The 26339-nt window shown below is 65.6% G+C and carries 18 protein-coding genes and 2 tRNA genes; 12 read left to right on the plus strand and 8 right to left on the minus strand.

Features of this window, described 5'->3' with window-relative positions; all coding sequences use genetic code 11:
• The first annotated feature begins 105 nt into the window (after positions 1 to 105).
• From clpX to FOB72_RS04955, 5 genes are all read left to right on the plus strand, one after another.
• Entirely contained in the window at positions 106 to 1386 is a 1281-nt protein-coding gene (gene clpX / locus FOB72_RS04935; protein ID WP_150371510.1) for an ATP-dependent Clp protease ATP-binding subunit ClpX, read from the plus strand.
• A 287-nt stretch (positions 1387 to 1673) separates the two neighbouring features.
• A complete protein-coding gene (lon, locus tag FOB72_RS04940; RefSeq protein WP_150371512.1) occupies positions 1674 to 4085 on the plus strand; it encodes an endopeptidase La in 2412 nt (803 codons plus the stop codon).
• A gap of 178 nt (positions 4086 to 4263) precedes the next feature.
• Positions 4264 to 4339 (plus strand) — tRNA-Val (locus FOB72_RS04945).
• A 27-nt stretch (positions 4340 to 4366) separates the two neighbouring features.
• A tRNA-Asp gene (locus tag FOB72_RS04950) sits at positions 4367 to 4443 on the plus strand.
• A gap of 292 nt (positions 4444 to 4735) precedes the next feature.
• On the plus strand, positions 4736 to 6676 hold the full coding sequence (locus FOB72_RS04955) for a SurA N-terminal domain-containing protein (RefSeq protein ID WP_150371514.1): 1941 nt from the start codon (positions 4736 to 4738) through the stop codon (positions 6674 to 6676).
• A gap of 90 nt (positions 6677 to 6766) precedes the next feature.
• On the opposite strand, the gene FOB72_RS04960 is transcribed toward FOB72_RS04955, so the two are convergent.
• A complete protein-coding gene (locus tag FOB72_RS04960; RefSeq protein ID WP_223851477.1) occupies positions 6767 to 7375 on the minus strand; it encodes an arylesterase in 609 nt (202 codons plus the stop codon).
• A gap of 103 nt (positions 7376 to 7478) precedes the next feature.
• Between FOB72_RS04960 and FOB72_RS04965 the strand changes: the two genes are divergently transcribed.
• Positions 7479 to 8177 (plus strand): ABC transporter ATP-binding protein, encoded by a 699-nt coding sequence (locus FOB72_RS04965; protein WP_150371516.1) that lies wholly within the window; start codon positions 7479 to 7481, stop codon positions 8175 to 8177.
• Here FOB72_RS04965 and pgi read toward each other — a convergent pair.
• The 6 genes from pgi to FOB72_RS04995 all read right to left on the minus strand — a co-directional run bounded on the left by pgi (position 8153) and on the right by FOB72_RS04995 (position 16771).
• Entirely contained in the window at positions 8153 to 9823 is a 1671-nt protein-coding gene (gene pgi / locus FOB72_RS04970; protein ID WP_150371518.1) for a glucose-6-phosphate isomerase, read from the minus strand. The two genes, FOB72_RS04965 and pgi, sit on opposite strands and share 25 nt — an antisense overlap.
• A 258-nt stretch (positions 9824 to 10081) precedes the next feature.
• A complete protein-coding gene (locus FOB72_RS04975; protein ID WP_150371520.1) occupies positions 10082 to 12340 on the minus strand; it encodes an NAD(P)H-hydrate epimerase in 2259 nt (752 codons plus the stop codon).
• A gap of 132 nt (positions 12341 to 12472) precedes the next feature.
• Positions 12473 to 13768 carry a D-amino acid dehydrogenase gene (locus FOB72_RS04980; protein ID WP_150373748.1) on the minus strand — a complete coding sequence of 432 codons (1296 nt, stop codon included), beginning with the start codon at positions 13766 to 13768 and terminating at the stop codon, positions 12473 to 12475.
• Between the two features lie 45 nt (positions 13769 to 13813).
• A complete protein-coding gene (locus tag FOB72_RS04985; RefSeq protein WP_109580896.1) occupies positions 13814 to 15124 on the minus strand; it encodes a TRAP transporter large permease in 1311 nt (436 codons plus the stop codon).
• Positions 15124 to 15675, minus strand: coding sequence for a TRAP transporter small permease subunit (locus FOB72_RS04990; protein ID WP_150371521.1), 552 nt, complete (start codon positions 15673 to 15675; stop codon positions 15124 to 15126). The genes FOB72_RS04985 and FOB72_RS04990 overlap by 1 nt, the downstream gene beginning before the upstream one ends.
• Before the next feature lie 142 nt (positions 15676 to 15817).
• On the minus strand, positions 15818 to 16771 hold the full coding sequence (locus FOB72_RS04995) for a TRAP transporter substrate-binding protein (protein WP_411859824.1): 954 nt from the start codon (positions 16769 to 16771) through the stop codon (positions 15818 to 15820).
• A 255-nt stretch (positions 16772 to 17026) separates the two neighbouring features.
• Between FOB72_RS04995 and FOB72_RS05000 the strand changes: the two genes are divergently transcribed.
• The 5 genes from FOB72_RS05000 to FOB72_RS05020 all read left to right on the plus strand — a co-directional run bounded on the left by FOB72_RS05000 (position 17027) and on the right by FOB72_RS05020 (position 24099).
• Positions 17027 to 17614: a winged helix DNA-binding protein gene (locus tag FOB72_RS05000; RefSeq protein ID WP_150371523.1), complete on the plus strand. Its 588-nt coding sequence runs from the start codon at positions 17027 to 17029 to the stop codon at positions 17612 to 17614.
• Between the two features lie 197 nt (positions 17615 to 17811).
• Positions 17812 to 21870 carry a phosphoribosylformylglycinamidine synthase gene (gene purL / locus FOB72_RS05005; protein WP_150371524.1) on the plus strand — a complete coding sequence of 1353 codons (4059 nt, stop codon included), beginning with the start codon at positions 17812 to 17814 and terminating at the stop codon, positions 21868 to 21870.
• Positions 21871 to 22041: 171 nt separating this feature from the next.
• A complete protein-coding gene (locus FOB72_RS05010; protein ID WP_223851416.1) occupies positions 22042 to 23151 on the plus strand; it encodes a dipeptidase in 1110 nt (369 codons plus the stop codon).
• A gap of 34 nt (positions 23152 to 23185) precedes the next feature.
• On the plus strand, positions 23186 to 23590 hold the full coding sequence (locus FOB72_RS05015) for a GFA family protein (RefSeq protein WP_150371526.1): 405 nt from the start codon (positions 23186 to 23188) through the stop codon (positions 23588 to 23590).
• A gap of 2 nt (positions 23591 to 23592) precedes the next feature.
• Positions 23593 to 24099: a GNAT family N-acetyltransferase gene (locus FOB72_RS05020; protein ID WP_150371527.1), complete on the plus strand. Its 507-nt coding sequence runs from the start codon at positions 23593 to 23595 to the stop codon at positions 24097 to 24099.
• A gap of 34 nt (positions 24100 to 24133) precedes the next feature.
• Here FOB72_RS05020 and FOB72_RS05025 read toward each other — a convergent pair whose 3' ends face one another.
• Entirely contained in the window at positions 24134 to 24472 is a 339-nt protein-coding gene (locus FOB72_RS05025) for a DUF4148 domain-containing protein (RefSeq protein WP_150371528.1), read from the minus strand.
• Between the two features lie 305 nt (positions 24473 to 24777).
• Between FOB72_RS05025 and FOB72_RS05030 the strand changes: the two genes are divergently transcribed.
• Positions 24778 to 26307 (plus strand): hypothetical protein, encoded by a 1530-nt coding sequence (locus tag FOB72_RS05030; protein ID WP_150371529.1) that lies wholly within the window; start codon positions 24778 to 24780, stop codon positions 26305 to 26307.
• Positions 26308 to 26339 lie beyond the last annotated feature (32 nt).

The following is a 26339-nucleotide window of genomic DNA, read 5'->3' on the forward strand; positions in this document are numbered from 1 at the left end:
CAACACCGGTCGGCCCAATTGTTTTGGCGTATGATGCGTTTCATGCGTTTCCCGCGGAGGCCAGCCCGGCTCCGTGTGGCCACACTGCTAATGTGACTGAATCCTATGGCGGACAAAAAGAGTTCTTCCAGTGAAAAGCTTCTGTACTGCTCGTTCTGCGGCAAGAGCCAGCACGAGGTCAAGAAGCTGATCGCGGGCCCGTCGGTCTTCATCTGCGATGAATGCATCGACCTCTGCAACGAGATCATCCGCGACGAGGCAGCCGCGTCCGAAAAGGACGCCGCGGCCGCTACCCGTTCCGACCTGCCGACCCCGCACGAGATTCGCGAGAGCCTCGACCAATACGTGATCGGTCAGGAACAGGCCAAGAAGATCCTGGCCGTGGCGGTGTACAACCACTACAAGCGCCTGAAGCACCTCGGCAAGAAGGACGACGTCGAGCTGTCGAAGAGCAACATCCTGCTGATCGGCCCGACCGGTTCCGGCAAGACGCTGCTCGCCCAGACGCTGGCCCGCCTGCTCAACGTGCCGTTCGTGATCGCCGACGCGACCACGCTGACGGAAGCCGGCTATGTCGGCGAGGACGTCGAGAACATCATTCAGAAGCTGCTGCAGAACTGCAACTACGAAGTCGAGAAGGCGCAGCGCGGCATCGTCTATATCGATGAAATCGACAAGATTTCGCGCAAATCGGACAATCCGTCCATCACGCGCGACGTGTCGGGCGAGGGCGTGCAGCAGGCGCTGCTGAAGCTGATCGAAGGCACGATGGCTTCGGTGCCCCCGCAGGGCGGCCGCAAGCACCCGAATCAGGACTTCCTGCAGGTCGATACGACGAACATCCTGTTTATCTGCGGCGGTGCGTTCGATGGCCTGGAGAAGGTCATCATGCAGCGTTCGGACAAGACCGGCATCGGCTTTGCCGCGCAGGTCCAGAGCAAGGAAGAGCGTGACGTCAGCGAGGTGCTGCCGCAGACCGAACCCGAGGATCTGATCAAGTTCGGCCTGATTCCGGAACTCATCGGGCGTCTGCCGGTAGTGGCAACGCTGGCCAAGCTGGACGAAGCCGCGCTGATGCAGATCCTGGTCGAGCCGAAGAACGCGCTGGTCAAGCAGTACCAGAAGCTGCTGGCGATGGAAGGCGTGGAGCTGGAGATTCGTCCGGCCGCGCTGTCCGCGATCGCCCGCAAGGCCATCCGCCGCAAGACGGGTGCCCGTGGCCTGCGTTCGATCCTCGAACAGTCCCTGATGGACGTCATGTACGACCTGCCGAACTACAAGGGTGTGCACAAGGTGGTGATCGACGAAAACACGATCACCGGCGACGCGCCGCCGCTGCTGATCTACGAAGAACCGCAGCAGCCCAAGGTAGCCGGCTCGAACTGAGGGACGCGAATCGATGCCCATGTCGTCCGAGTGGTGGATGCCAGACCGGCGATAAATTCAAGGAGCCGTTCGCGTCGAAGCGAGCGGCTTTTTTTCTTCATTTCAAACGACGAACGGGAGCAAACGCGGGTATGCTGTTCAGGAGCGGGTCGCAAGTGCAGGGTGAGGCATGTGACGGAAATGCTTTTTTCGGCATATTGTTTTCTTGCACCGAAATCGATGATAGCTGTCTTGTAATCGATTCCCGCGGCCCTATTTACGCCTTAAATGACTGACTGGGGAAAATGATGTCCGGAACACAACTCCTCCCGGCTGAGCCGATTCGCCTCCCACTGTTGCCCCTGCGCGACGTGGTGGTGTTTCCGCACATGGTGATCCCGCTGTTCGTGGGTCGCCCGAAGTCCATCAAGGCGCTTGAGACTGCGATGGAGTCGGGCAAGAGCATCATGCTCGTGGCCCAGAAGACGGCGGCGAAAGACGAGCCGACGGCCGATGACCTCTACGAGGTCGGCTGCATCGCCAATATCCTGCAGATGCTGAAGCTGCCCGACGGTACCGTGAAGGTGCTGGTCGAGGGTACCCAGCGTGCGAACATCACCGAAGTGAGCGAGGACGACTCGCACTTCATGTGCGAAGCCGTGCCCGTGCCGCCCGCACCGGTCGAAAGCGCCGAAACCGAGGCCCTGCGCCGCGCGATCGTGTCGCAGTTCGACCAGTACGTGAAACTCAACAAGAAGATCCCGCCCGAGATCCTGACGTCGCTGTCGGGTATCGACGAAGCCGGCCGCCTGGCCGACACGATCGCCGCGCATCTGCCGATCAAGCTCGAGCAGAAGCAGAAGATCCTCGAGATGGTCAATGTGACCGAGCGTCTCGAGAGCCTGCTGTCGCAGCTCGAAGGCGAGATCGACATCCTGCAGGTGGAAAAGCGCATCCGTGGCCGCGTCAAGCGCCAGATGGAGAAGTCCCAGCGCGAGTACTACCTGAACGAGCAGGTCAAGGCCATCCAGAAGGAACTGGGCGAAGGCGAAGAGGGCGCTGACCTCGAGGAACTCGACAAGCGCATCAAGGCTGCCCGGATGCCCAAGGAGGCCAAGAAGAAGGCCGACGCCGAGTTCAAGAAGCTCAAGCTGATGTCGCCGATGTCCGCGGAAGCGACCGTCGTGCGCAACTACATCGACACGCTGGTCAACCTGCCGTGGCGCAAGAAGAGCAAGGTCAACAACGACCTTGCGAACGCCGAGCGCGTGCTGGATGAAGACCACTACGGCCTCGAGAAGGTGAAGGAACGCATTCTCGAGTACCTCGCGGTGCAACAGCGCGTGGACAAGGTGAAGGCGCCGATCCTGTGCCTGGTCGGGCCCCCCGGTGTGGGCAAGACCTCGCTGGGCCAGTCGGTGGCGCGTGCGACGAACCGCAAGTTCGTGCGCATGGCACTGGGTGGCGTGCGGGACGAGGCCGAGATCCGCGGCCACCGCAGGACCTATATCGGCTCCATGCCGGGCAAGATCCTGCAGAGCCTGTCGAAGGTCGGCGTACGCAATCCGCTCTTCCTGCTCGACGAAATCGACAAGATGGGCATGGATTTCCGTGGCGACCCGTCGTCGGCGCTGCTCGAGGTGCTGGACCCGGAACAGAACCATACGTTCCAGGACCACTACATCGAGGTCGACTTCGATCTGTCGGATGTGATGTTCGTGGCGACGTCGAACTCGCTGAACATTCCGCCGCCGCTGCTGGACCGGATGGAAGTGATTCGCCTCTCGGGTTACACCGAGGACGAGAAGGTCAACATCGCCGAGCGTTACCTGCTGCCCAAGCAGATCAAGAACAACGGTCTGAAGGTGGGCGAGATCGAGGTGACCGACGCGGCGATTCGCGACATCATCCGCTACTACACGCGGGAAGCCGGTGTGCGTTCGCTGGAACGCGAGGTCTCCAAGATCGCGCGCAAGGTGGTCAAGCTGCTGCTGCTGAAGAAGGAGTCGGGCTCGGTGAAGGTAGATTCCGAGAACCTCGACAAATTCCTCGGCGTGCGCAAGTACGACTTCGGTCTTGCGGGCAAGGAGAACCAGGTGGGCCAGGTGACCGGTCTGGCGTGGACGGAAGTGGGCGGCGATCTGCTGACCATCGAAGCCGCGATCATGCCGGGCAAGGGCAACATCACGCGTACGGGTTCGCTCGGTGACGTGATGAAGGAATCGGTCGAGGCCGCGCGCTCCGTGGTACGTTCGCGGGCACGTCGTCTGGGCATCACGGACGAGATGTTCGAGAAGCGCGACATCCACATCCACGTGCCGGAAGGCGCGACGCCGAAGGATGGTCCGTCGGCGGGCGGTGCGATGACGACGGCGCTGGTGTCGGTGCTGACCGGTATTCCGGTGCGTGCCGATGTCGCGATGACGGGCGAGATCACGCTGCGCGGCGAAGTGCTGCCGATTGGCGGTCTCAAGGAGAAGCTGCTGGCGGCCCATCGTGGCGGTATCAAGCTGGTGCTGATTCCGGAAGAGAACGTCAAGGACCTCGCCGAGATTCCTGACAACGTGAAGAACGCGATCGAGATCGTGCCGGTGCGGTGGATCGACAAGGTGCTGGAGCTCGCGCTCGAGCGCAAGCCCGAGCCGCTGCCCGAGGAAGTGGAGAAGCCTGCCGATGTGGCGGACAAGTCCAAGTCCACGGTCGAGATGACGCATCACTGATCGCGCATAGCCGAAGACGAGAAACGCCACGGGAAACCGTGGCGTTTTTTTCTTGTGCGCAAGGCTTGGCAAATCGCAAACACCTGGATTACAATCGCGGCCTCGCAACGCAAACAGCGGCAATCGAAGCAGTACCTGCCGAGCCGTGCGAAGCGAGATTGACTCGTGTCACGCATGCGGGTGCTTAGCTCAGTTGGTAGAGCGGCGCCCTTACAAGGCGTAGGTCGGGGGTTCGAACCCCTCAGCACCCACCACCGCTGCGTTGCATGGGTACCGATTCAGGAGTGGTAGTTCAGTTGGTTAGAATACCGGCCTGTCACGCCGGGGGTCGCGGGTTCGAGCCCCGTCCACTCCGCCAGTTTCAAGAAAACACCCGCGACAGCGGGTGTTTTTCTTTATGCGGAGTGGAGTGAGCCGCCTGCGCGGCTCACGGCGGGGATCGAAGGGCCGCGCTTGCAAGCGCGGCAGCGGCCTGCGGGATGTAGGCGAGCCCCGTCCACTCCGCCAGTTATGAAGGACGCCCGCTAACGCGGGCGTTTTTTATTTCTGCGTCCAATTCCGCCATACCCCCGAATCTGACGGGTATCGGTTGTCTCTCCTGATAGAATCGCGAAGTTTGTCCTTCGTGCCAACCCTTTACCCGAATCAGCATGCTTGATTTCGTACGCAACAACCGGCGCCTGATGCTTCTGCTGCTGCTGGTGCTCGTCTTTCCGTCGTTCGTGTTCTTCGGCGTGGAAAGCTATTCGCGCTTCATGGACAGTTCGCATGACGTCGCGAAGGTCGATGGCCGCGCCATCTCGGTTCAGGAAGTGGACAACGTCGTGCGCGATCAGACCGAGCGCATGCGTCAGATTCTTGGCGCCAGCTACGATCCGCGTCAGTTCGAAGGTGCCGCCGCGCGCCAGGCCGTGCTCGACCAGCTGATTCTGCAGCGCGTGGTGTCCGCTACCGTCGCGCGCGAACATCTGACCGTGTCCGATGCCGAAGTGGCCGCCGCGATCCAGAGCATTCCCGCGATCGCGCAACTCAGGACCGCCGACGGCAAGTTCGACGAGAAGGCCTACGTGCAGTTGCTGGCCGCGCAGGGCATGACGCCGGAGCAGCTCGATTCGCGCATGCGCTTCGACCTGGCCACGCAACAACTGAGCGCCGCCGTGGCAACCACGGGCTTTATGCCGAAGTCGCTGCTGGACCGCCTGCTTGCCGTCCGCGATCAGGAGCGTGACGTGCAGGCCCTCGTGGTCAAGCCCGCCGACTTCACCGCCAAGGTGACGCCCGATGCGGCGGCACTGAAGGCCTACTACGACGCGCACACCTCGGCCTATACGATTCCCGAATCGGCCAAGGTCGAATACGTGGTGCTGTCCGGCGACGCGCTCGCCGCATCGCAGACCGTGACGCCGGAACAGCTGAAGTCCTACTACGACAGCAATATCCAGCGCTTCAAGACCGACGAGCAGCGCCGCGCGAGCCATATCCTGATTTCGTCGCCGAAGGACGCACCGGCCGCCGATCGTGCCGCCGCGAAGGCGCGTGCCACGAAGCTGCTCGAGGAACTGCGCAAGCATCCGGAAACGTTCGCCGCCGTGGCGAAGAAGGAATCGCAGGATCCCGGTTCGGCGGAGAAGGGTGGCGATCTCGGCTTCATGGGCCATGGCGCGCTGGTCAAGCCGTTCGAAGACGCGATGTACGCGCTCAAGCCGGGTCAGATCAGCGACGTGGTGGAGACCGACTACGGCTATCACATCATCAAGCTCGACGAGATCAAGCCGGCCGCCGTGCAGCCGCTGGAAGCCGTGAAGGCCGAGCTCGAAGGCGAACTGCGCAAGCAGCTCGCGGCCAAGGCGTATCAGGAGCAGGCCGACGCGTTCGGCAATCTCGTGTACGAACAGTCGGAAAGCCTGAAGCCGGCCGCCGACAAGTTCCACCTGCAGATCCAGACCGCGGACGACGTGACGCGTCAGCCGAATCCGAAGCTCGGCGCGCAGAACCCGCTCAACAACGAGAAGGTGCTGAAGGCCCTGTTCAGCGATGACGCGCTGAAGAACAAGCGCAATATCGAGGCCGTGCAGGTGGGCCCGACCACGCTGGTGTCGGCACGCGTCGTGGACTATCGTCCTTCGTCGGTGCGCAAGTTCGAAGAGGTGGAAGCACAGGTGCGTGCCGCGTATGTCGCGCAGCAGGCCGCCGAGCTGGCGCGCAAGGATGGCGAGGCGAAGCTCGAGGCGCTGAAGAAGGATCCGGCCACGGCTGGCTTCGGTGCATCGGTGACGGTGTCGCGCACGCGTGGCGACAATATCCCGCCGAAGGCCGCGGAAGCGATCATGCGCGCCGATGCGCTGAAGCTGCCGGCGTTCGTGGGTGTGGATCTCGGTAACGACGGATATGCGATCTATCGCATCAACAAGGTCAGCACGCCGACGCAGCCGAAGCCCGAGCAACGTCAGGCCGAAGCGCAGCAGCTCGCGCAGCTCGTGGGTCAGGCGGATCTGAACGCCTACTACGAGAGCCTGAAGGCCGAATCGAAGGTGAAGATCCTGCGTCCGATTGCCGCGGCGTCCGACGCGGGCGAAGGCCAGTCGCAGTAATCTCCCTCAGCCCCTCTCCGTCGCGAGAGGGGCGACCCCCCTTTATCGTTCCCTTTATCGTTCCCTTCATCGTTTCCCTCCGCAGCGCCCTCAGCGCTTCGTTTTCAGCAACGGCTTGAGTTGCGGCCACACGTTGTCCAGCAACGTGGGCTGCGCGGCGGCGGTGGGGTGAATGCGGTCTTCCTGGAACCAGTCGGGGTGTGTAATCACCTTGTCGAGGAAGAACGGCACCAGCGCGGCGCGATACTCCTGCGCCAGCTTTCCATACAGCGCGTAAAACTTCTCGGTGTAGTCCTGCCCGTAGTTCGGCGGAATGCGCATGCCGACGAGCACCACGCGCGCGCCTGCCTTCTGCGCGCTGCCCAGGATGCCGCGCAGGTTGGTCTCCGTGCTTTGCAGCGAGAGGCCGCGCAACGCGTCGTTGGCGCCCAGTTCCACGATGACCACCGCGGGTTTGTGGCGGGCCAGCAGATCGGGCAGGCGCGTCTTGCCGCCGACCGTGGTCTCGCCGCTGATGCTTGCGTTGACGACGCTATAATCGAACCGCTCCGCGCGCAGGCGGTCCTGCAGCAGATTGACCCAGCCGGTGCCGCGCGTGAGGCCGTATTCGGCGGACAGGCTGTCTCCGAGCACGACAATGGCGGGGCCCGCTGTGGCGGGAGTGGTCGGCGATGCCGCGGTCGCGGCCTGCGCGGGCATCACCGATAACCATGCGGCGCCGATGCCGATGGCCATGCCAATGGCGACGCCGCATGCTACCTTGGCGGCATTCCTCAAATTTATGCTCCCGGATTTCTTGCCCATGTCTTCTTCCATTCTCGCTGTCGAGTCACTAGGAAAGACCGTAGCCGACGCGACGGGTTCGCTGACGATTTTGCACGACGTCTCGTTTTCCGTCACGCCGGGCGAGACGCTGGCCATCGTCGGCGCCTCGGGATCGGGCAAATCGACGCTGCTCGGCCTGCTGGCCGGGCTCGATCTGCCGAGCACCGGCGCGGTCAAGCTGCATGGCCAGGACCTGTTCGCGCTCAACGAGGACCAGCGCGCCGCGCTGCGCGGCCGCCATGTGGGATTCGTGTTCCAGTCGTTCCAGCTCGTGGGACATTTGACCGCGCTCGAGAACGTGATGCTGCCGCTGGAGTTGCGCGGGGAGACCGATCGCGTGCGCGAGCGCGCGGTGGAGATGCTGGAGCGGGTGGGGCTGGGCAAGCGGCTCTCGCACTATCCGCGCACGCTGTCCGGCGGCGAGCAGCAACGCGTGGCGCTGGCCCGCGCGTTCGTGGCGCGGCCCGATATCCTGTTTGCCGACGAGCCGACGGGCAGCCTCGATACGACCACGGGCGAGGCCGTCATCGCGCTGATGTTCGAACTCAATCGCGATGCGGGCTCCACGCTGGTGCTCGTGACGCACGATCGATCGGTGGCCGCGCGCTGCGGCCGCATGCTTACGATCGAGGCCGGCCGCGTCGCCAGCGATCAGTTGCTCGGTACGGAGGTCTGACCCGAGGCGGGACGCGCGAGCACCTCGCGCGCGCGGGCGATCAGCGCGCGCGTGGAGGCATCGTGCGCGCCGGCCGCGTCGCCCTTGAGTTCGGCTTCGATCGGGCGCGCGAGGATCTTGCCGAGCTCCACGCCCCACTGGTCGAACGAGTTGATATTCCAGATGACGCCCTGCACGAACGTGCGGTGCTCGTAGAGCGCGATCAGCGCGCCCAGCACGTGCGGGGTGAGGTCTTCCATCAGCAGCGTATTGCTGGGACGGTTTCCCTCGAACACCATATGCGGCACGCGGGCCGGGTCGGTCACGCCCGCAGCGTGCAGTTCTTCCGCGCTGCGGCCGCGCATCAGCGCTTCTGCCTGCGCGAAGCAGTTGGCGAGCAGCTTGGCATGATGGCCGGGCAGATTGCGCGGCGGCACGAGCGGGGCGACGAAGTCCACGGGCACGATCTGCGAGCCCTGGTGGATCATCTGGAAGTAGGCATGCTGGCCGTTCGTGCCCGCGGTGCCCCACACCACCGGCGACGTATGCGAACGCACGCGGCGGCCGTCGAGCTGCACGGATTTGCCGTTGCTTTCCATCTCCAGCTGCTGCAGGAACGCCGGGAACAGTTCGAGCGACGTCGAATAGGGCGCCATGCAGCTGGTCGGCATGTTGAAGAAGTTGCGGTACCAGATGCCGAGCATGGCCATGATCACCGGCATGTTCTGCGCGAGTGGCGCGGTGCGGAAGTGATCGTCCATTGCGCGGCCGCCGCGCAGCAGGTCTTCGAACGCGTCGAAGCCCACCGCGAGCGCGATCGACAGGCCGACCGACGACCATAGCGAGAAGCGGCCGCCGATCCAGTCCCAGAACTCGAACATGTTGGCCGGGTCGATGCCGAACTTGCGGACCGCTTCGGTGTTGGTCGAGACCGCGACGAAATGGCATGCGAGCTGATGCTCGGGCACGCCCTTCGCGAGAAACCAGTCGCGCATGCTGCAGGCGTTGGCCATCGTCTCGAGCGTCGTGAAGGTCTTGGAGCAGACGATGACGAGCGTGCGGGCGGGGTTGAGGCGCACGAGCGTTTCGGCGAGTTCGGTGCCGTCGACGTTCGAGACGAAATGCATGTTCGGGCCGACGCGGTCCGCAAGATGGGCGAGGGCGCGGCAGACCATGCGCGGGCCGAGATCGGAACCGCCGATGCCGATATTGACGACGTCGGTGATGGTCTCGCCCGTGTAGCCGGTCCACTGGCCGCTGCGCACGCGCTCGGAGAAGCTCTGCATGCGACGCAGCACGTCGTGGATGCCGGGCATGACCGAGGTGCCATCGACGCGGAACGGCGCATCGGGCAGCGCGCGCAGGGCCACGTGCAGCGCGGCGCGGTCTTCGGTGGCGTTGATGTGTTCGCCCGCGAACATCGCTTCGCGGCGGCAGGGCACGCCGGCTTCCTCGGCCAGGCGCATCAGCAGGTCGAATGTTTCGTCGGTGATGCGGTTCTTCGAGAAATCAAGATACAGGCCCGCGGCCTCCACGGAGAACGTCGACACGCGGCGATCGGCGTCACCGTTGTCGTTCCCCTTGTCGAACCATTCGCGCATCGGCGTGTCGCGGATGGTGTCGTGATGCTGCAGGAGGGCATTCCAGGCGTGTAGATCTGTCGGCATGCAATCTCGAAATAAGGTCAACGGCGTCCGCGCCGCGTGGGGCACGGACAGCGGAAGTATATCGCCAGCGCGCGGCGCTAATCGCGGGAAATCGGTGCGATGTCGGCCGCTGTTCACCGGCGGTTGTGTCTGGCACTTGCGTGTGCGGCCAAGATAGCAGGCAATCGGGTCGGTCCCTATCGGGCGTTGTCCGACGAATGGTGACATCCTGTTACGGATTGCACTGTGCGGGGCCGCGCAAAAAGTGGAACGTCGTTCTCAGGCGGGTTCGCCGCGCAGCAGGGCGTTGAGGATCTGCCGGGCGGGGCCGTAGAGCTCGCTGGCGGTCATGCCAGCCGGACCCTGGCCGGCGGAGACGAAGGCATCGGCCGCACGACCGTGGATCCAGACGGCGGCGCATGCGGCTGCGTGGGGAGGCATGCCTTGCGCGAGCAGCGCGCCGGTCATGCCGGCGAGCACGTCGCCGGTGCCGGCGGTGGCGAGGGCGGGGTTGCCGGTGGGGTTGATGGTGAGGGGGGGAGGGGGTGGTAACGATGCGCCCGAAGCGGACGATGCGCCCGACGCGCCCGACGCGCCCGACGCGCCTGACGCGCCCGATACGCCCGATACGCCCGATACGCCCGGCACGACCGACACGACCGACGCGGACGATGCGGACGACGCGGAAGGCGCGGACGACGCGGACGACGCGGACGATGCGGACGACGCGGACGATGCGGACGACGCGGACGATGCGGACGATGCGGACGACGCGGAAGGCGCGGACGACGCGGACGACGCGGACGATGCGGACGACGCGGACGATGCGGACGACGCGGACGATGCGGACGATGCGGACGATGCGGACGATGCGGAAGGCGCGGATGATGCGGACGACGTGGGCGACGTAGGCGACGTAGGCGACGTGGGCGACGTGGGCGACGTGGGCGACGTAGGCGACGTGGGCGGCGTAGGCGACGTGGGCGACGTGGGCGACGTGGACGGCGCGGATGGCATGGATGGCATGGATGGCATGGACGGCATGCATGGCCCGGCGACGATGGTGCCGGATCCTTTCAGCACGACCACCGCGCGCCACCGCGTGGCCAGCGTTCTCGCGGAGGCCAGACGGTCGCGCTGTACCTCGGCGACATGCGTGCCGAGCAGGCGCGCCGCTTCGAGCGGATGCGGCGTCAGCACCATGCCCAGGCCGCTCGCGATAAAACGCGCGGCGAGCGCGGCGTCCGCGGCGAGCACGTTCAGCGCGTCGGCATCGAGCACGAGTGCCGGCGGCGTACCCGCGGCGAGGCTCGCATCGAGCAGCGTCTCCAGTGCCGCGGCGCTATCGGTGCCCGTGCCCATGCCGGGGCCTGCCACCAGCGCGGACATGGCGCCGATGGCGACGCGCGCGACGGGATGCAGCATCAATTCCGGATGCACGAGATCCGCCGCGGGCGCATTGTCCGCGAGAAAGCCGATATGCACGCGGCCCGCGCCCAGATACAGCGCGGCGCGCGCGCCGAGCAGCGGGGCACCGGTCATGCCCACGTTGCCACCGATGACCGCGAGTTGCCCGAAATGGCCCTTGTTGGCCGCATGCGCGCGCGCGGGCAGCGATGCCGCGAAGCCGGCGGGCTGATTGACGATCGCCACGGGTGCTGGCGGGGCGGGCTGCGCGGACGATTGTGCGGTTGATGGGGAGGTCAGTGTCGAGGCCGACGGTGAAGCCCACTGTACGGGTGCATCCGCCGGCGGATACGGCAATCCCAACGGCGCGATATCGATCTCGCCCGCGCAGTCGCGGCCATCGAGTGTCAGCAGGCCAGGCTTGGCGGCGAGGAATGTCAGCGTGCGTTGCGCGCGCACGGCGGGTTGGCCCGCGCCCGTGTCCGCGAACAGTCCGCTCGGGATGTCGAGCGCGAACACCGGGATGCCCGACGCGTTGATATGCGCGATCCAGCGCGCGGCCTGCCCCTGCGCCGGGCGATTGAGGCCGATGCCGAGCAAGCCGTCGAGGATGGCCGTGCAGTCGGCGGGCCACGGCGGGAGGGCAGCCGATTCGTCCTGCGGCATCGCCAGCACCGGTACGCCCGCCGCGCGGGCTTCGGCCCATGCGCGTGCGGCGTCGGCCGGGAGCTTGTCGGGCACGCCGGTCAGCCACGCCTCCACGCGGCGGCCTGATTGATGCAGGCGCGTGGCGGCAACCAGGGCATCGCCGCCGTTATTGCCGCTGCCCGCGAGGCAGAGCACCTTGCCTGCGGGGGCATGCCGCGCGACCCAGTCGGCCGCCGCGGCACCGGCGCGGGCCATCAGCGTGAACGGGGGCAAGCTGTCGAGCCCCGCCCGCTCGATCGCGCGGATGGCGGCGACGTCGTAGAGCGGGGTGGACGTATGCGGATGGGCGGGGTCGAGCGGGATCCAGGCTTGCGACGGTGATGCCGATGTCGCGAGCGGATCGGGGACGCTTGTTGCGTGGGCGGAGGCTGAGACCGTGCCCGGTGTTGCGGACGACGCCGCGGAGGCGGATGTGGTGTTCATGCTTGGGCTCTCAGGCGAGACGATGGCGCGCGGGCGTTAGGCTGGCCATGTCTTGCGACGGGGACGCCGATGTTGCGAGCGGATCGGGGCCGCCTGTTGTGTGGGCGTGTGCTGGTGTTCATGCGTAGGCTCTCAGGCAAGTCGATAACGCGCGGGCGTCAGGCCCTCCATGTCGATGGCCGGACCGTCGCCTTCCCCCACGCTCGCGGCGATCTGGTCCGCGGCGATTTTGCCCGAGCCGCATGACATCGCCCACCCCGTCGAACCATGGCCGAGGTTCAGGAACAGTCCCGCTACCGAAGTGGCGCCGATCAGCGGCGGACCGTCCGGCAGCATCGGCCGCGCGCCGGCCCACAACGTCGCTTCCTGATAGCTGCCCGCCACCGGAAACCAGTCGCGGGCCACGCGGATGAGCGTGCGTACCGCATCGTGCCGCAGATCCATCCTGCGCGTGCCGAGCTCGGCCGTGCCCGCCACGCGCAGGCGATTGCCCATACGCGTGATGGCGACCTTGAACGATTCATCCATGAGCGCGGCCAGCGGGGCCTGCAGTTCGTCGCGCACCATGACGGTGGCGGAGTAACCCTTGACCGGGTAGAGCGGCACGCGCAGGCCGAGCGGACGCAGCAACGCCGCGCTGCCCACGCCCGCGCAGACCAGGACGCGGTCGGCGGTCAGCGTTTCTGCCGTGGCGCCGCGCTTCGCGGCCGCCAGTTCGACCTTGATGCCACCGCTGCCACCCGAGGGCGCGCGCAGCCGCGCCACGGACGTATCGAACCGGAAGCGCACCCCCGCGGCTTCCGCGTGCTGGTGCAGCCGGCGCACGAACAGCGGGCAATTGCCCGATTCGTCCTCGGGCAGGTGCAGGCCGCCCGCGAGCGCCGTGTCCTGTGCCAGCCCCGGCTCGATACGCCGGCAGCCCTCGGCATCCACGAGCGTATGCACGACCTTGTTCTCGCGCAGCAGCGCGAGGGCCGGCGCGGCCAGGTCGAGATCCCGCGCCGTGCGGAACAGCTGAAGATACCCGCGCGATTGTTCGTACTCGATCTCGAGCTCGCCGCGCAGCCGATGCAGGCAATCGCGGCTGTAGAACGCAAGCCGCTGCATGCGCAGCTTGTTGGCGCGGTAGCGCTCGGGATGGCATTCGCGCAGCCAGCGCGCGATCCATCGCCACATGGCGGGGTCGAGGCTCGGGCGGAAGCGGACCGGGGTCTCTTTCGCGAACAGCATGCCGAGCAGCTTGCGCGGCATGCCGGGCGCCGCCCACGGCGTGACGTAGCCCGGCGCGATCACGCCGGCATTGCCGAAGCTGCTCTCCTGCGCCGGCGCGCCGCGAGCTTCCAGCACGGTCACGTCGAATCCGGCCTGGCGCAGGTACCACGCTGAGCAGACGCCGATGGCGCCGGCCCCAATCACGATGACGTGCATATTGGCTCGCATCTCCCTGCCGGCGCCCCTCCGGCAGGGGCGCGGCTATTTGAGTTCTTTCTGCATGACCTGATCGGGCAGCCACGTCACGATGGACGGCCACACGGTCACCATGGCGATGGCAAGCACCATCATCATGAAGAACGGCAGCGAGACTCTGGCGATGTAGTTACTGTCCTTGCCGGTCATGCTTTGCAGCACGAAGAGATTGAATCCGACCGGGGGTGTCACCTCGGCAATCTCGACGAGCAGCACGATGAAGATTCCGAACCATACCAGATCGAAGCCGGCCGCCTGCACCATCGGCAGCACCGTGGCCGTGGTCAGCGCGATCATCGAGATACCGTCGAGGGCAGTGCCGAGCACGATATAGATGATGGTCAGCACCGCGATGAGCGCCCACGGCGACAGGTGCAGCGCGGCCACCCACTCGGCCAGCGCGCGCGGAATGCCGGTGAAACTCATGGTCACGGACAGGAACGACGTGGCACCGAGCACGAACATGATCATCGCGGTCAGGCGCGTGGCGGACATCAGGCTGTCCCAGAACGCCCGGCGTGTCAGCGAGCCGCCGGCCCAGGCGAGCGCGAGCGACGCCACGACGCCGTACGCGGCCGCCTCGGTGGCCGTGGAGTAACCGGCGATCATGATCCACGTGATGAACGCGATCAGTACGATGCAGGGCAGCAGCTGGCGGATGGAGGCGAATCGCGCGCGCCAGCCGAACGTCTCGGCCGGTGGGGTCTTGCTCGGATTGAGCAGCGCCCATACGACGATATAGCCCGAGAACAGCAGCATCAGCAGCAGACCGGGCAGAAAGCCCGCGAGGAACACGCGGATGATCGATACGTCGGCGGAGACCGCGTAGACGACCATCGTGATCGACGGCGGAATCAGGATGCCGAGCGTGCCCGCGGTGGACAGCGAGCCGAGCGTGATGCGCTCGTCGTAGCCGCGCCGCGTGAGTTCGGGCAGCGCGGACTTGGCGATGGTCGCGCAGGTGGCGGCCGACGAGCCCGAGACCGAGCCGAAGATGCCGCAGCCGAGGATGTTCACGTGCATGAGCCGGCCGGGCAGCCAGTTGAGCCACGGCGAGAGGCCGTTGAACATCTGCTCCGACAGCTTGGTGCGGAACAGGATCTCGCCCATCCAGACGAAGAGGGGAAGAGACGCGAGGGTGTACGACGCGCTGGACGACCACCACGAGTTGGCGAGATTGATCAGCGCTTCGTGGTCGGAGAAGATGACCAGGCCGATCCACGAGGTGACCGCGATGGCGACGGGAATCCACGCGCCGAGCGCGAGGAACACGATCATCACCACGAGCAGGACGAGGGCAACGAGTACGGTGCTCATCAGATCGTCTCCCCGAAATCGCCGGCGGCGAGCTTCGCTTCCTGTGCCAGCTGGTAGCGCGGCTTCTGGCGGCGCACCACGCGCTGCCATTCGTCGGCCACCGCGAGCAGGAAGCCCGCGCAGCCAATGACCGCGAAGCTCTGCGGAATCCAGAGCGGAATCACGATCTGCCCCTGCGACACGTCGCCGATGTCCCAGCTTTGCCATGCGAACGTGCCGAGCGCATAGGTGGCATAGGCCGCGAACACGAGGCATACGGTCAGCGAGACGAGTTCCAGCAGCCACCGGCGGCGCGGGCCCACGGCCTCGAGCAGCATTTCCACGCGCACGATGCCGCCGTGCTGGAACGTCTGGCCGAGCACGAGGAACGCGGAGGCCGCGCACAGCCAGGCGACGATATCGTCGCCACCGCGGAACGCGATGGTGGTTTCACGCGAGAGCGACATCATGATCATCACGATGCAGACGCCGAGGATACAGAGCGCGCCGAGGACGGCGCAGTAATCGAGCAGCCGGTCCAGCCAGCGCTTGGGAGGGACGGGGACTTCCATGATGGGCAGGGCGTGAGGTTACGTGTCGGGGTGGCGCGAGGCGGCGCAGGGCGCGGGCGCGGCGTGACCTGCCGATGGCCGGGGCCATCGGCAGACAGAACACGTGCCTGGTGCGCGTGGTGCGGTTTGGCGAGTGGGCCGGTTACTTGCGGTAGGCTTCGAGAATGGCCTTGCCGTCGTCGCCGGCACTCTTCGCCCATTCATCGACCATGGTCTGGCCGACCTTCTGCATATCGCCCTTGAGCTGCGACGACGGCGGCTGCACGGTCATGCCGTTCTTCGACAGCACCGCGAGATATTCGCGCGTCTTCTGCTCGGAGACCTGCCAGCCGCGCTTCTCGGCGTCGGCCACGGCCTTCTCCAGCGCCTGCTGCGTGGGCTTGTCGAGCGCGGCGTAGGCCTTCTTGCTGACCACGAGCATGTTCTTGGGCAGCCAGGCGTCCACGGTGTAGAAGTACTTCACGCTCTCCCACACCTTGGTATCGACCCCGGTGGCGCCCGAGGACATGAACGAGTTGACGGTGCCCGTGGCCAGTGCTTGCGCGAGGTCGGCGGCCTGGATCGTGACCGGCTGCGCGCCGACGAGCTCGGCGATCTTCGAGGTGGCCGGGTTGTACGCCCGCCATTTGAGGCCCTTCATGTCGGCCGCGGAGCTCAGCGTCTTGTTCGCGTAGATGCCCTGCGGCGGCCATGCCACCGCGTACAGCAGCTTCATCCCCTGGCGATCGAGAATCTTCTCGGTCACGGGGCGCGAGGCCTGCCACAGCTTGTACGCGTCGCTGTAGCTCGTGGCGAGGAACGGCACGGCATCCACGCCGAACACGGGGTTTTCGTTCGCGAGCGTCGACATCAGGATCTCGCCCATCTGGACCTGCCCGGTCTGCACGCCGCGCTTGATCTCGTTGGCCTTCAGCAGGGAGCCATTGGGATGCAGCTGGATCTTGAGCTTGCCGCCCGTGGCCTGCGCCACGTCATCGGCGAGCTTCTGCAGGTTCTCGGTGTGGAGGTTGTTCACCGGATAGCCGGTGGGGAGGTCCCATTTGGTGTCCGCCCATGCCGCCGGCGCACTCCCGAGGCCAGCCATCAGGCCTGCCATGACTGCCCACGTGTTGACTCCCTTGACTCGCATCTCGATCTCTCCTGGTGTTGCATGCGCGTTGGCGCGCGGGTTTGACTACCGGGGCGCGCCGCTGGCTCGGCGGGCGCGCGATGAGCGAAAACGGATTTTTTGATGCAAGGGTCATGCCCAGAGTGGTGTTCATGCTGAGAATTTGCCAATAAACTGTCAAGCCATTATTGGCTCGATGCGCTTCGGGCTTTCACCTATCGCCACGGACAGGAGACTTTATCTATGGCACGCAAGCCTGCGACCACCCCGCCTGAACCGCCCGAGGAGACTGGCGCGGCGTCGCCCCGCACGTCGCTGTCCCGCGCGGCGGGCATGAACATCGTGTCGTCGTCGCACCTGGTGTCGGTTCGCAGCCCGGAGCTGTCCGAGTTCGAGTTCGGGCTCAACACGGCCTACAACGCCTATAGCCGCTGGGTGGTGCGCTGCATGGGCGCGGCCGGGGTGCGGGACCTGACGTTCCTCGATGTGCTGGTCCTGCACCATGTGAACCACCGCGGGCGGGCGAAGCGGCTGGCCGATATCTGCTTCGTGCTCAATGTCGAGGACACCCATCTGGTGACCTATGCGCTCAAGAAGCTCACGGGGCTGGGGCTGGTTTCCGGCGAGCGCGTCGGCAAGGAAGCGACCTACGCCACGACGCAGGCCGGTAGCGATGCCTGTGCGCGGTATCGCGAGATCCGCGAGCAATGCCTGACGAGCAATTTCACCGAGGGCAGCGACGAGAACGTGGAGATCGGCGAACTTGCGCGGCTGTTGCGGGTGCTGACGGGACTTTACGAGCAGGCGGCGCGGTCGGCGACCTCGCTTTGATGTGATGGATGGGGCGCAAGGGGCACCCGAACGGTGCGTCCGGGCGGCCCGGCCCGTTTTGTCCGTTCCCGTCGGATTGCGCAATGCAATAAGCGGTCCCGGGCAAGGTACAATAGCGGTTTTCCGCCAGCCGGCATCCCATCCAGCGGTGCCGGCGGCCGCAGCCCCCTACCTCCTGCCTCCCGACCGCAACGATCATGGCGCATTTCTCGTGCTTCCCCGGCCCATTGGCGCTTTCCGCCTTCCGCCAGCAACGCCTCCTCACCGCCCTCAAGCAGATCGACGCCGATATCGAATCGGTGCACGGCCAGTTCCTGCACTTCGTTGATGCCAATGCACCGCTCTCGGCCGACGACGAATCCCGGATCGCCGCGCTGCTGACCTATGGTGCACCGTTCGCCGAGCAGACCGAAGGCGACCGCTTCGTGGTGATTCCGCGTTTCGGCACGATTTCGCCGTGGGCGAGCAAGGCGACCGATATCGCCCATAACTGCGGCCTGACGCATGTGCACCGCATCGAGCGCGGGATCGAGATCACCGTGATCTGCAAGAAGGGCCTGCTGCGCGGCCGCAAGACGCTGGACGCCGATACGCGCGCCGCCGTCGCCGCGCATCTGTTCGACCGCATGACGGAGACCGTCGTGGCCACCCGCGCCGATGCCGCGGGCCTGTTCCAGGAACTGCCGGCCAAGCCGCTGCAGTTCATCGATATCGCCGCGGGCCGCAGCGCGCTCGTGGCCGCCAACACGGCCATGGGCCTGGCGCTGTCGGAAGACGAGATCGACTATCTGCTGGACGCGTACGCGAAGCTCGGCCGCAATCCGACCGACGTGGAACTGATGATGTTCGCGCAGGCCAACAGCGAGCACTGCCGCCACAAGATCTTCAACGCGACGTGGACCATCGACGGCGTGAGCCAGGACAAGTCGCTGTTCGCGATGATCCGCAATACGCACCAGCTGAACCCGCAGGGTTCGATCGTCGCGTATTCGGACAATTCGGCCGTGATGGAAGGGGCCGTGGCCGAGCGCTGGTACCCGCGCGGGGACGACCAGCGTTATGGCCGTCACGAGGCGCTGACCCATACGCTGATGAAGGTGGAGACGCACAACCACCCGACCGCGATTTCCCCGTTCCCGGGCGCCTCCACGGGCGCCGGCGGCGAGATTCGCGATGAAGGCGCAACGGGCCGCGGCGCGAAGCCGAAGGCCGGCCTGACGGGCTTCACGGTGTCCAACCTGATGCTGCCGGAAGCCGTGGAATCGTGGGAGAACGCGCGCGACGCCGCGCAGCCGGTCGCCCATCGCAACCCCGACGACAAGCCTGGCGTGACCGGCAAGCCGGACCGCATCGCGTCCGCGCTGCAGATCATGATCGAAGGCCCGCTCGGCGGCGCGGCGTTCAACAACGAATTCGGCCGCGCGAACCTCGGCGGCTACTTCCGCGTGTACGAACAGAACGTGGGCGGCACCGTGCGCGGCTATCACAAGCCGATCATGATCGCCGGCGGTATCGGCAATATCGACGCCAACCACACGCACAAGAACGATCTGCCGGCCGGCACGCTGCTGATCCAGCTGGGCGGCCCGGGCATGCGCATCGGCATGGGCGGCAGCGCCGCGAGCTCGATGGCGACCGGCACCAATACGGCCGATCTGGACTTCGATTCGGTGCAGCGTGGCAACCCCGAGATGGAGCGCCGCGCGCAGGAAGTCATCAACGCGTGCTGGCAGCTTGGCGATGCGAACCCGATCCTGTCGATCCACGACGTGGGCGCGGGCGGCCTGTCGAATGCGTTCCCCGAAGTCGTGGACGGTGCGAACCGTGGCGCGCGCTTCGACCTGCGCCAGATCCACCTCGAGGAATCGGGGATGTCGCCGGCGGAGATCTGGTGCAACGAATCGCAGGAACGCTATGTGCTGGCGATTGCGCCGGACAGCTTCCCGCGGTTCCAGGCGATGTGCGAACGCGAGCGTGCCTCGTTCGCGGTGGTCGGCGTGGCCACCGAGGAACAGCAGCTGCAGGTCGTCGATGCGGCGGTCGATGCCTCGCTGAAGGAACACTTCCCGGTGAACATGCCGATGGATGTGCTGCTCGGCAAGCCGCCGCGCATGCATCGCGACGTCAAGCGCGTGGCGCGCGAACTGCCGGCCGTGGACGTGACCGGTATCTCGCTCGAACAGGCCGTCCATGACGTGCTGCGTCATCCGACCGTGGCGAGCAAGTCGTTCCTGATCACGATCGGCGACCGGACCGTGGGCGGCATGAACGCGCGCGACCAGATGGTCGGCCCGTGGCAGGTGCCCGTGGCCGACGTGGCCGTGACCACGCTCGACTACAAGGGCCTGGCCGGCGAGGCGATGACGATGGGCGAGCGCACGCCGCTGGCCGTGATCGACGCGCCCGCATCGGGCCGCATGGCGATTGGCGAGGCGCTGACGAACCTCGCGGCCGCGCCCGTGATCGATCTCGGCAAGGTCAAGCTGTCGGCCAACTGGATGGCGGCCTGCGGCGTGGAAGGCGAAGACGCCAAGCTGTACGACACCGTGCATGCGGTGGGCATGGAACTGTGCCCGGCGCTCGGTATCAGCATTCCGGTGGGCAAGGACTCGTTGTCGATGCGCACCAAGTGGTCGGACGAGGAAGGCGGCAAGACCGTCGCCAAGGAAGTGGTCGCACCGGTATCGCTGATCATCTCCGCGTTCGCGGCGGTCGATAACGTCAATCGCACGCTGACGCCGCAACTGCGTACGGATCTGGGCGACACGGTGCTGATCGCGATCGACCTCGGCCGCGGCAAGAACCGTCTGGGTGGCTCGATCCTCGCGCAGGTGACGCAGCAGGTGGGCGACACGGTGCCCGACGTCGATAACGCCGACGATCTCAAGAACTTCTTCAACGTGATTCAGCGCCTGAACCGCGAGGACAAGCTGCTGGCCTATCACGATCGTTCGGATGGTGGCTTTATGGCCGCCGTGGCCGAAATGGCCTTCGCGGGCCACTGCGGCGTGTCGCTGAACGTGGACATGATCGCGCTCGATCCGACGCAGGAACAGGACTATGGCGACGCCAAGAACTGGACCCAGCAGATCGCGGAACGCCGGAACGAGCAGACGCTGCGCGCGCTGTTCTCGGAAGAACTCGGCGCCGTGATCCAGGTTCGTGCCGAAGATCGCGACGCGGTGTTCGGCGTGCTGCGCGAGTCGAACCTCTCGGCCTGCAGCCATGTGCTGGGCAAGCCCAACACGAGCGACCAGATCGAGATCTATCGCGATGCGAAGAAGGTCTATGGCGCCGCGCGTGGCGAGCTGCAGCGCAACTGGTCGGAAGTGAGCTGGCGTATCGCGCGTCTGCGCGACAACCCGGCCTGCGCCGATAGCGAATACGATCGCGTGCTCGACGCGGCGGACCCTGGCATCAGCCCCGTGCTGACGTTCGATCCCGCCGCCGATATTGCTGCGCCGTTCGTGGCCACCGGCAAGCGTCCGCGTGTGGCGATCCTGCGCGAGCAGGGCGTGAACTCGCAGATCGAAATGGCCTACAGCATGGATCGCGCGGGCTTCGATGCGCACGACGTGCATATGAGCGACCTGATCGCGGGCCGTGCGAACCTGGCCGATTTCACGGGCTTTGTGGCGTGCGGCGGCTTCAGCTACGGCGACGTGCTGGGCGCGGGCGAGGGCTGGGCCAAGACGATCCTGTTCAACGCACAGATGGCCGAGCAGTTCGCGGCGTTCTTCAACCGTCAGGACACGTTTGCGCTGGGCGTGTGCAATGGCTGCCAGATGCTGAGCAACCTTGCGCCGATCATTCCGGGCGCGAACGCCTGGCCGAAGTTCACGCGCAACCAGTCGGAACAGTACGAAGCGCGCTTTGTGACCGTGCAGGTGGAGCAGTCGCCGTCGATCTTCTTCGCGGGCATGGAAGGCAGCCGCATCCCGATCGTGGTCGCGCACGGCGAAGGCTTCGCGGACTTCTCGCAGCAGGGCGACATCGGTGCCGCGAAGGTTGCGCTGCGATTCGTGGACAATGCGGGCAATGTCACGCAGACGTACCCGCTGAACCCGAACGGCTCGCCGCAGGGCATCACGTCGGTCACGACCGTCGATGGCCGCTTTACGGCCCTGATGCCGCACCCGGAACGCGTGTTCCGCGCGGCGACGATGAGCTGGGCGCCCGATGCATGGAAGGCGATTCCCGACGGTGGGAGCCCGTGGATGCGGATGTTCCGCAATGCGCGGAAGTGGGTGGGGTGATACCTGCTGTGCCGTGTTGAAAAAAGCCCGCCGGCTCTGTGCCTGGCGGGCTTTTTTTTGATCGTGAAGAACGGGCAGAATAGTGGCCTGCGGCGGTCCAACAATTCCGAAAGCGATATGACATCTGCGCGCTCGCAAGCAAGGTCCCCCACAGGCGGTGACACCGTGGCCATGTCCGCGTTCAGGCCGCGCAGGCGCGCGTTTCTGGCGCTCGGGGCCGCGCTGGGCGTGGTGGCCTGCACGCCGGGGCGTTCCGGTGGTGGGGCCGAGGGTGACGCGCCTCCATGGCGTGCGTCGCCCGGTGCCGTGACCATCGATATGCATAGCCATGCGGGGCGCGTCACGCTGTCGCGCGATCCGGCGACGGGGTTGCATCGTCCGTTCACGTCGCTGCGCGGGCCGATGGTCGAGGGTGGGATGAACGTGATCTGCCTCGCCATCGTGGCGGATACGGCCGCTACGCGTGTGTCCGCGGATCGGCGCAGGTTCGAAGCCTGGCGCAAGCCCGAGCCGGGCGAGCTTTATCGGCTGTCGCAGCTGTCGTTCGAGCGCGCGAAGGCGCTTTGCGCGCAGGAAGGGTTGAGCATCGTCACCGATGCGGGCGCGCTGCGGTCGGGTGGGGATGGGCCGCGCGTGATCGTCACGGCCGAGGGCGCGGATTTTCTCGAAGGGCAGGTGGATCGCGTCGATGAAGCGTTTGAACTGCACAAGCTGCGGCAATTGCAGCTGACGCACTATCGCGTGAACGAGCTCGGCGATATCCAGACGGAGGCGCCGGCGCAGGGCGGGCTCACCGATTTCGGCGCCGATGTCGTGCGGCGCTGCAATGCGCTGGGCATCGTCGTCGATGTCGCGCATGGTACGTACGACCTGGTGAAGCGCGCGGCGTCCGTCTCGACGAAGCCGCTCGTGCTGTCGCATACCGCGCTGGTGACGCGCCCCTCCGCACGCGGCCGCTCGATCTCCGCCGACCATGCGCGCGCGATCGCGGAGACGGGCGGCGTCATCGGCGTCTGGCCAAGCGCGGGCTCGTTCCACGATCTGCGGGAGATGGCGCATGGGTTCCGGCGCATGGCGGATGTGGTGGGCGTCGCGCACGTCGGGCTCGGGACGGACATGCTCGGCTTTATCTCGCCACCGGTGTTCACGAGCTATGCGCAGCTGCCGCTGTTGGGGAGTGCGTTGCTGGCGGAGGGGTTCTCTCAGGCGGAGACGGAGCAGGTGTTGGGGGGGAATTACCGAAGGGTGTTCGAGGCTTCGGTGGCGAACAGGGCTGGGTAGGTGTCAGCCTTTGCTTTTCAAGGCGTTCATGACCATGAAAAAACCAATCCTTGCCGGTGGGTGTCTTTGCGGTGCGATTCGATACGCCGTGGAGGACGACTTCGCCTACGCGTTGAACTGCCACTGTTCGAATTGCCGCCGCGCCACGGGCTCCGCGTTCAAGCCGTTTGCGGGGATTGCGCGAGACAAGTTGCGGATCACGCAGGGGGAGGGCGATGTGTCGATCTTTGGCGATACACAGTCGGCGCACGACGTGCGTTGCAGGATCTGCGGCAGTCTGATGTTCTCGGTAGTGCGGGATGGCGCATATGTGCACGTCACGCTGGGGACGCTTGCCGATGCGCCGAGCATTCGGCCGGCCGCGCATATCTTTGTGGGATCGAAGGCGCCGTGGTACACGATTACGGATGCGCTGCCACAGCATGACGAGTTCGGTTGACCATGCGTGTGCGCAAGTTTCGCGTCGGCGATGAGGCGGCGCTATTCCGGGTGTTCTTCTCCGCGATCCATCGGATCGCGAGTCGGGACTATGACGCGGCGCAGATCGCGGCGTGGGCGCCTGCGGATCTGGATCCTGGCGTCTGGGAGGCGCGGATCAGGACTATCGATCCGTTCGTGATCGAGGCAGATGGCGTGCTTGTCGCCTACGCGGATCTGCAGCCGAACGGGTATATCGATCATTTCTTTGTCGCGGGCGACTACGCGCGCAAAGGGGCGGGGCGTTTGCTCATGGAGACGATTCATGACCATGCCGGACGACAACGCCTGCCGTGGCTGACTTCGGACGTGAGCCGTACCGCGCAACCGTTTTTTGCACACTTCGGGTTCGAAGTGGTGGAACAGCGATTGCCGGTAGTCCGGGGTGTCGTGGTGCCAAACGCGTCGATGCGGAAGATGCTTCCGGCGTTCGCCACCGCGGTCACGCACGCCGCGCGCAATACGACCTAACCGCGCGCGGCGTGGGTGATGGCGCTGCCCTGCATCAGGCGCCGTCCGTGTAGACGCTGCGCGAATCGTCGATGCGATAGTGCTGGTGCGACGTATTCGCGGCGACGAGCTTGACGCTCGGCGTCAGCGACGGGGTGGTGGCGGTCGCGACCTGATCCTGCGCATTGATCTTGGCTTCGGCACGCTGGATGGCGGCCGGGTACGTGTAGTTGTCACCACGGAACGGCGTGAAGCCGGCCTTTTCCACACGGACCAGATCCGCGCGGACTTCGGCGCGGGTGACCGGGCCATTCTGATCGACGGTCTGGGCGAACGAGAGGGCCGGGACGGCCAGGGTGCAGGCGACGAGCAGGGTGCGTGCAAGGGTTTTCATGATAGGTACCTCCTGGGTTGGTTTGCCTTGTTGGCGGAAGTCATCGTGCGATGAACTTGTACCCAGTATTGGCGCCAGGCACTGACCCGAGACTGACCGAATCATTACAAGATTGTCAGCGTCTGAGAATGAAGTGGGGTGTTGGTGCTGCACGACAGAGTTTGCAAGCCACCCCACGACCCCCCTTCAGGTTGGATGCCGTCCGCGCATGGCTTTGATAGGCTGGCACGCTTCCGCGCGATGCGCATCCAGATATCGAACAGTCCAATATGAATGGGTCAGCCGTGAAAGTGTCTCGGTCCATCGTGCTGGCTACGCTGGCCCTCCTGATCTGGATCGCCTCGTTGGTCGCCATTGGCATGACTTTCCATAACGGCTTTCGCTTGCATGGATACAAAATTCTGGCGATTGGCTGGCAAGGTCCGCTTCAGGGTGCCTTTGCGTGGTTTGCGAACCCGCTATTCCTGTTTTCGATGCTGTGGCTTTATGTCAGGGAGCGCGCCTGGGTCGCGGTGATCGGATCGTTGCTGGCGTTTGCGGTCGCGCTCGATACCTTTCGGTTCGACGCGCTCCGGCTGAATGCCAACGCGAACGAGACTTCGGTCTATGGCTTCGGGCTCGGCGCGGTCCTGTGGTTTGTCGCAATGGCGGTAGCGATCGTCGCGGCGGGCACCTATCTGAAGGAAGAGCGCATTCGGCGTCGGCAAACCGCGTGGACCGCGGACGGCCTGCGTTGTCTGGGCGTTGCGCTGGCGGTCATCGTTGCGATGACGTCGCTAAGGCTCTATCTGCTCGATCGCCGGCATCCGAATGACGCCGAGCGCGAATACCTGAAGGATGTCGTGTTTCGCATGGGGCAGGTCTGTACCGCCGAGCCAGAGGGCATTGCCGAGCCGCTGCGGGCGTTGCAGGGACCATTGGAAGTCGTCGTCGGCCTGTCTTCCGGACTCGGGCACGGATGGGCCGACACTCTGCTGAAATGGGGTGCGCCGGCGATTCGCGTCGAGGGTCGCGATTATTGGGCGGAAACGCGGGACGGAGAGCGCGTCGTCGTCTCGGTTCCCAGCGAGGGGCGTGGCGATAGCGGCGCCACCTTGCTCGTCGAAGGCAGGCACAAGGACGGCAGGGCGGGCTACCAGTTGACCCTGCGCGAGGGCCATGCGGGCCGCGTGATCTTCAGCCGCGCGTGGCGGCAGGAAACGTCCAATGGCCGGTTTTGTCCGGCCTTCGATCCGTACGGCGTGCGCGGCGGACAGCCTCGCCAGTTGGTGCAAACGGCCCTCGGATTACCCGATAAGGCTCCGGCGCCGATCCTGCCCCGCGTGGCGCTCGTGCGGCCAGTCCATCGCGCCGTCGTCGTACCACAGGGGGAGGGGCCGTTGCCGGGCAATGCAGACCCGGAGGCGCCGGACACGGGCACAAAGACCGATCGTACAGCCGTGCGCAATTGCCCCACCGACATCCGATGGGCGAACCGCGGCGACAATGACGGCAGCCTGCTCCGGCTTGGCGAGGATGCGGCGCTGAGAATCGGCAATGCGGTGTATTTCACGGCCGAGCAAGGAGGCTGGATCGAGGCGATCTGCGAGAACCGGCGTCTCTACATGTTCAAGGCCATGGCTGGCTCGGGCAAGCTCGAAATCTGGCTCACCGAGCGCGGCCTGCAGGACTTCAGACGCCTGCGGCAAGTGAACATGTGGGCCGAGCACCCGGCTTTCACAGGAGATGGCTGGAAGATCCTCGATCTGCGCGACGACGGTCGCGAGCTGACACTGGTGCTCTACAGCTATCGCACGAAATCGCGCTATATCGTTCGGACGGCGGTCACCGAGTAGGTGGCGCTTCGCCACACAACCGCCGGCCGGAT

This window comes from Cupriavidus pauculus, assembly GCF_008693385.1.
In the GTDB taxonomy this organism is placed as follows: domain Bacteria; phylum Pseudomonadota; class Gammaproteobacteria; order Burkholderiales; family Burkholderiaceae; genus Cupriavidus; species Cupriavidus pauculus_D.

Bases quoted from the DNA above. Each gene is read 5' to 3' on its own strand.
- clpX (WP_150371510.1), top strand. From the start codon at position 106: ATGGCGGACAAAAAGAGTTCTTCCAGTGAAAAGCTTCTGTACTGCTCG.
- lon (WP_150371512.1), top strand. From the start codon at position 1,674: ATGTCCGGAACACAACTCCTCCCGGCTGAGCCGATTCGCCTCCCACTG.
- FOB72_RS04955 (WP_150371514.1), top strand. From the start codon at position 4,736: ATGCTTGATTTCGTACGCAACAACCGGCGCCTGATGCTTCTGCTGCTG.
- FOB72_RS04960 (WP_223851477.1), bottom strand. From the start codon at position 7,375: ATGCCCGCGCAGGCCGCGACCGCGGCATCGCCGACCACTCCCGCCACA.
- FOB72_RS04965 (WP_150371516.1), top strand. From the start codon at position 7,479: ATGTCTTCTTCCATTCTCGCTGTCGAGTCACTAGGAAAGACCGTAGCC.
- pgi (WP_150371518.1), bottom strand. From the start codon at position 9,823: ATGCCGACAGATCTACACGCCTGGAATGCCCTCCTGCAGCATCACGAC.
- FOB72_RS04975 (WP_150371520.1), bottom strand. From the start codon at position 12,340: ATGAACACCACATCCGCCTCCGCGGCGTCGTCCGCAACACCGGGCACG.
- FOB72_RS04980 (WP_150373748.1), bottom strand. From the start codon at position 13,768: ATGCACGTCATCGTGATTGGGGCCGGCGCCATCGGCGTCTGCTCAGCG.
- FOB72_RS04985 (WP_109580896.1), bottom strand. From the start codon at position 15,124: ATGAGCACCGTACTCGTTGCCCTCGTCCTGCTCGTGGTGATGATCGTG.
- FOB72_RS04990 (WP_150371521.1), bottom strand. From the start codon at position 15,675: ATGGAAGTCCCCGTCCCTCCCAAGCGCTGGCTGGACCGGCTGCTCGAT.
- FOB72_RS04995 (WP_411859824.1), bottom strand. From the start codon at position 16,771: ATGGCAGGCCTGATGGCTGGCCTCGGGAGTGCGCCGGCGGCATGGGCG.
- FOB72_RS05000 (WP_150371523.1), top strand. From the start codon at position 17,027: ATGGCACGCAAGCCTGCGACCACCCCGCCTGAACCGCCCGAGGAGACT.
- purL (WP_150371524.1), top strand. From the start codon at position 17,812: ATGGCGCATTTCTCGTGCTTCCCCGGCCCATTGGCGCTTTCCGCCTTC.
- FOB72_RS05010 (WP_223851416.1), top strand. From the start codon at position 22,042: ATGTCCGCGTTCAGGCCGCGCAGGCGCGCGTTTCTGGCGCTCGGGGCC.
- FOB72_RS05015 (WP_150371526.1), top strand. From the start codon at position 23,186: ATGAAAAAACCAATCCTTGCCGGTGGGTGTCTTTGCGGTGCGATTCGA.
- FOB72_RS05020 (WP_150371527.1), top strand. From the start codon at position 23,593: ATGCGTGTGCGCAAGTTTCGCGTCGGCGATGAGGCGGCGCTATTCCGG.
- FOB72_RS05025 (WP_150371528.1), bottom strand. From the start codon at position 24,472: ATGAAAACCCTTGCACGCACCCTGCTCGTCGCCTGCACCCTGGCCGTC.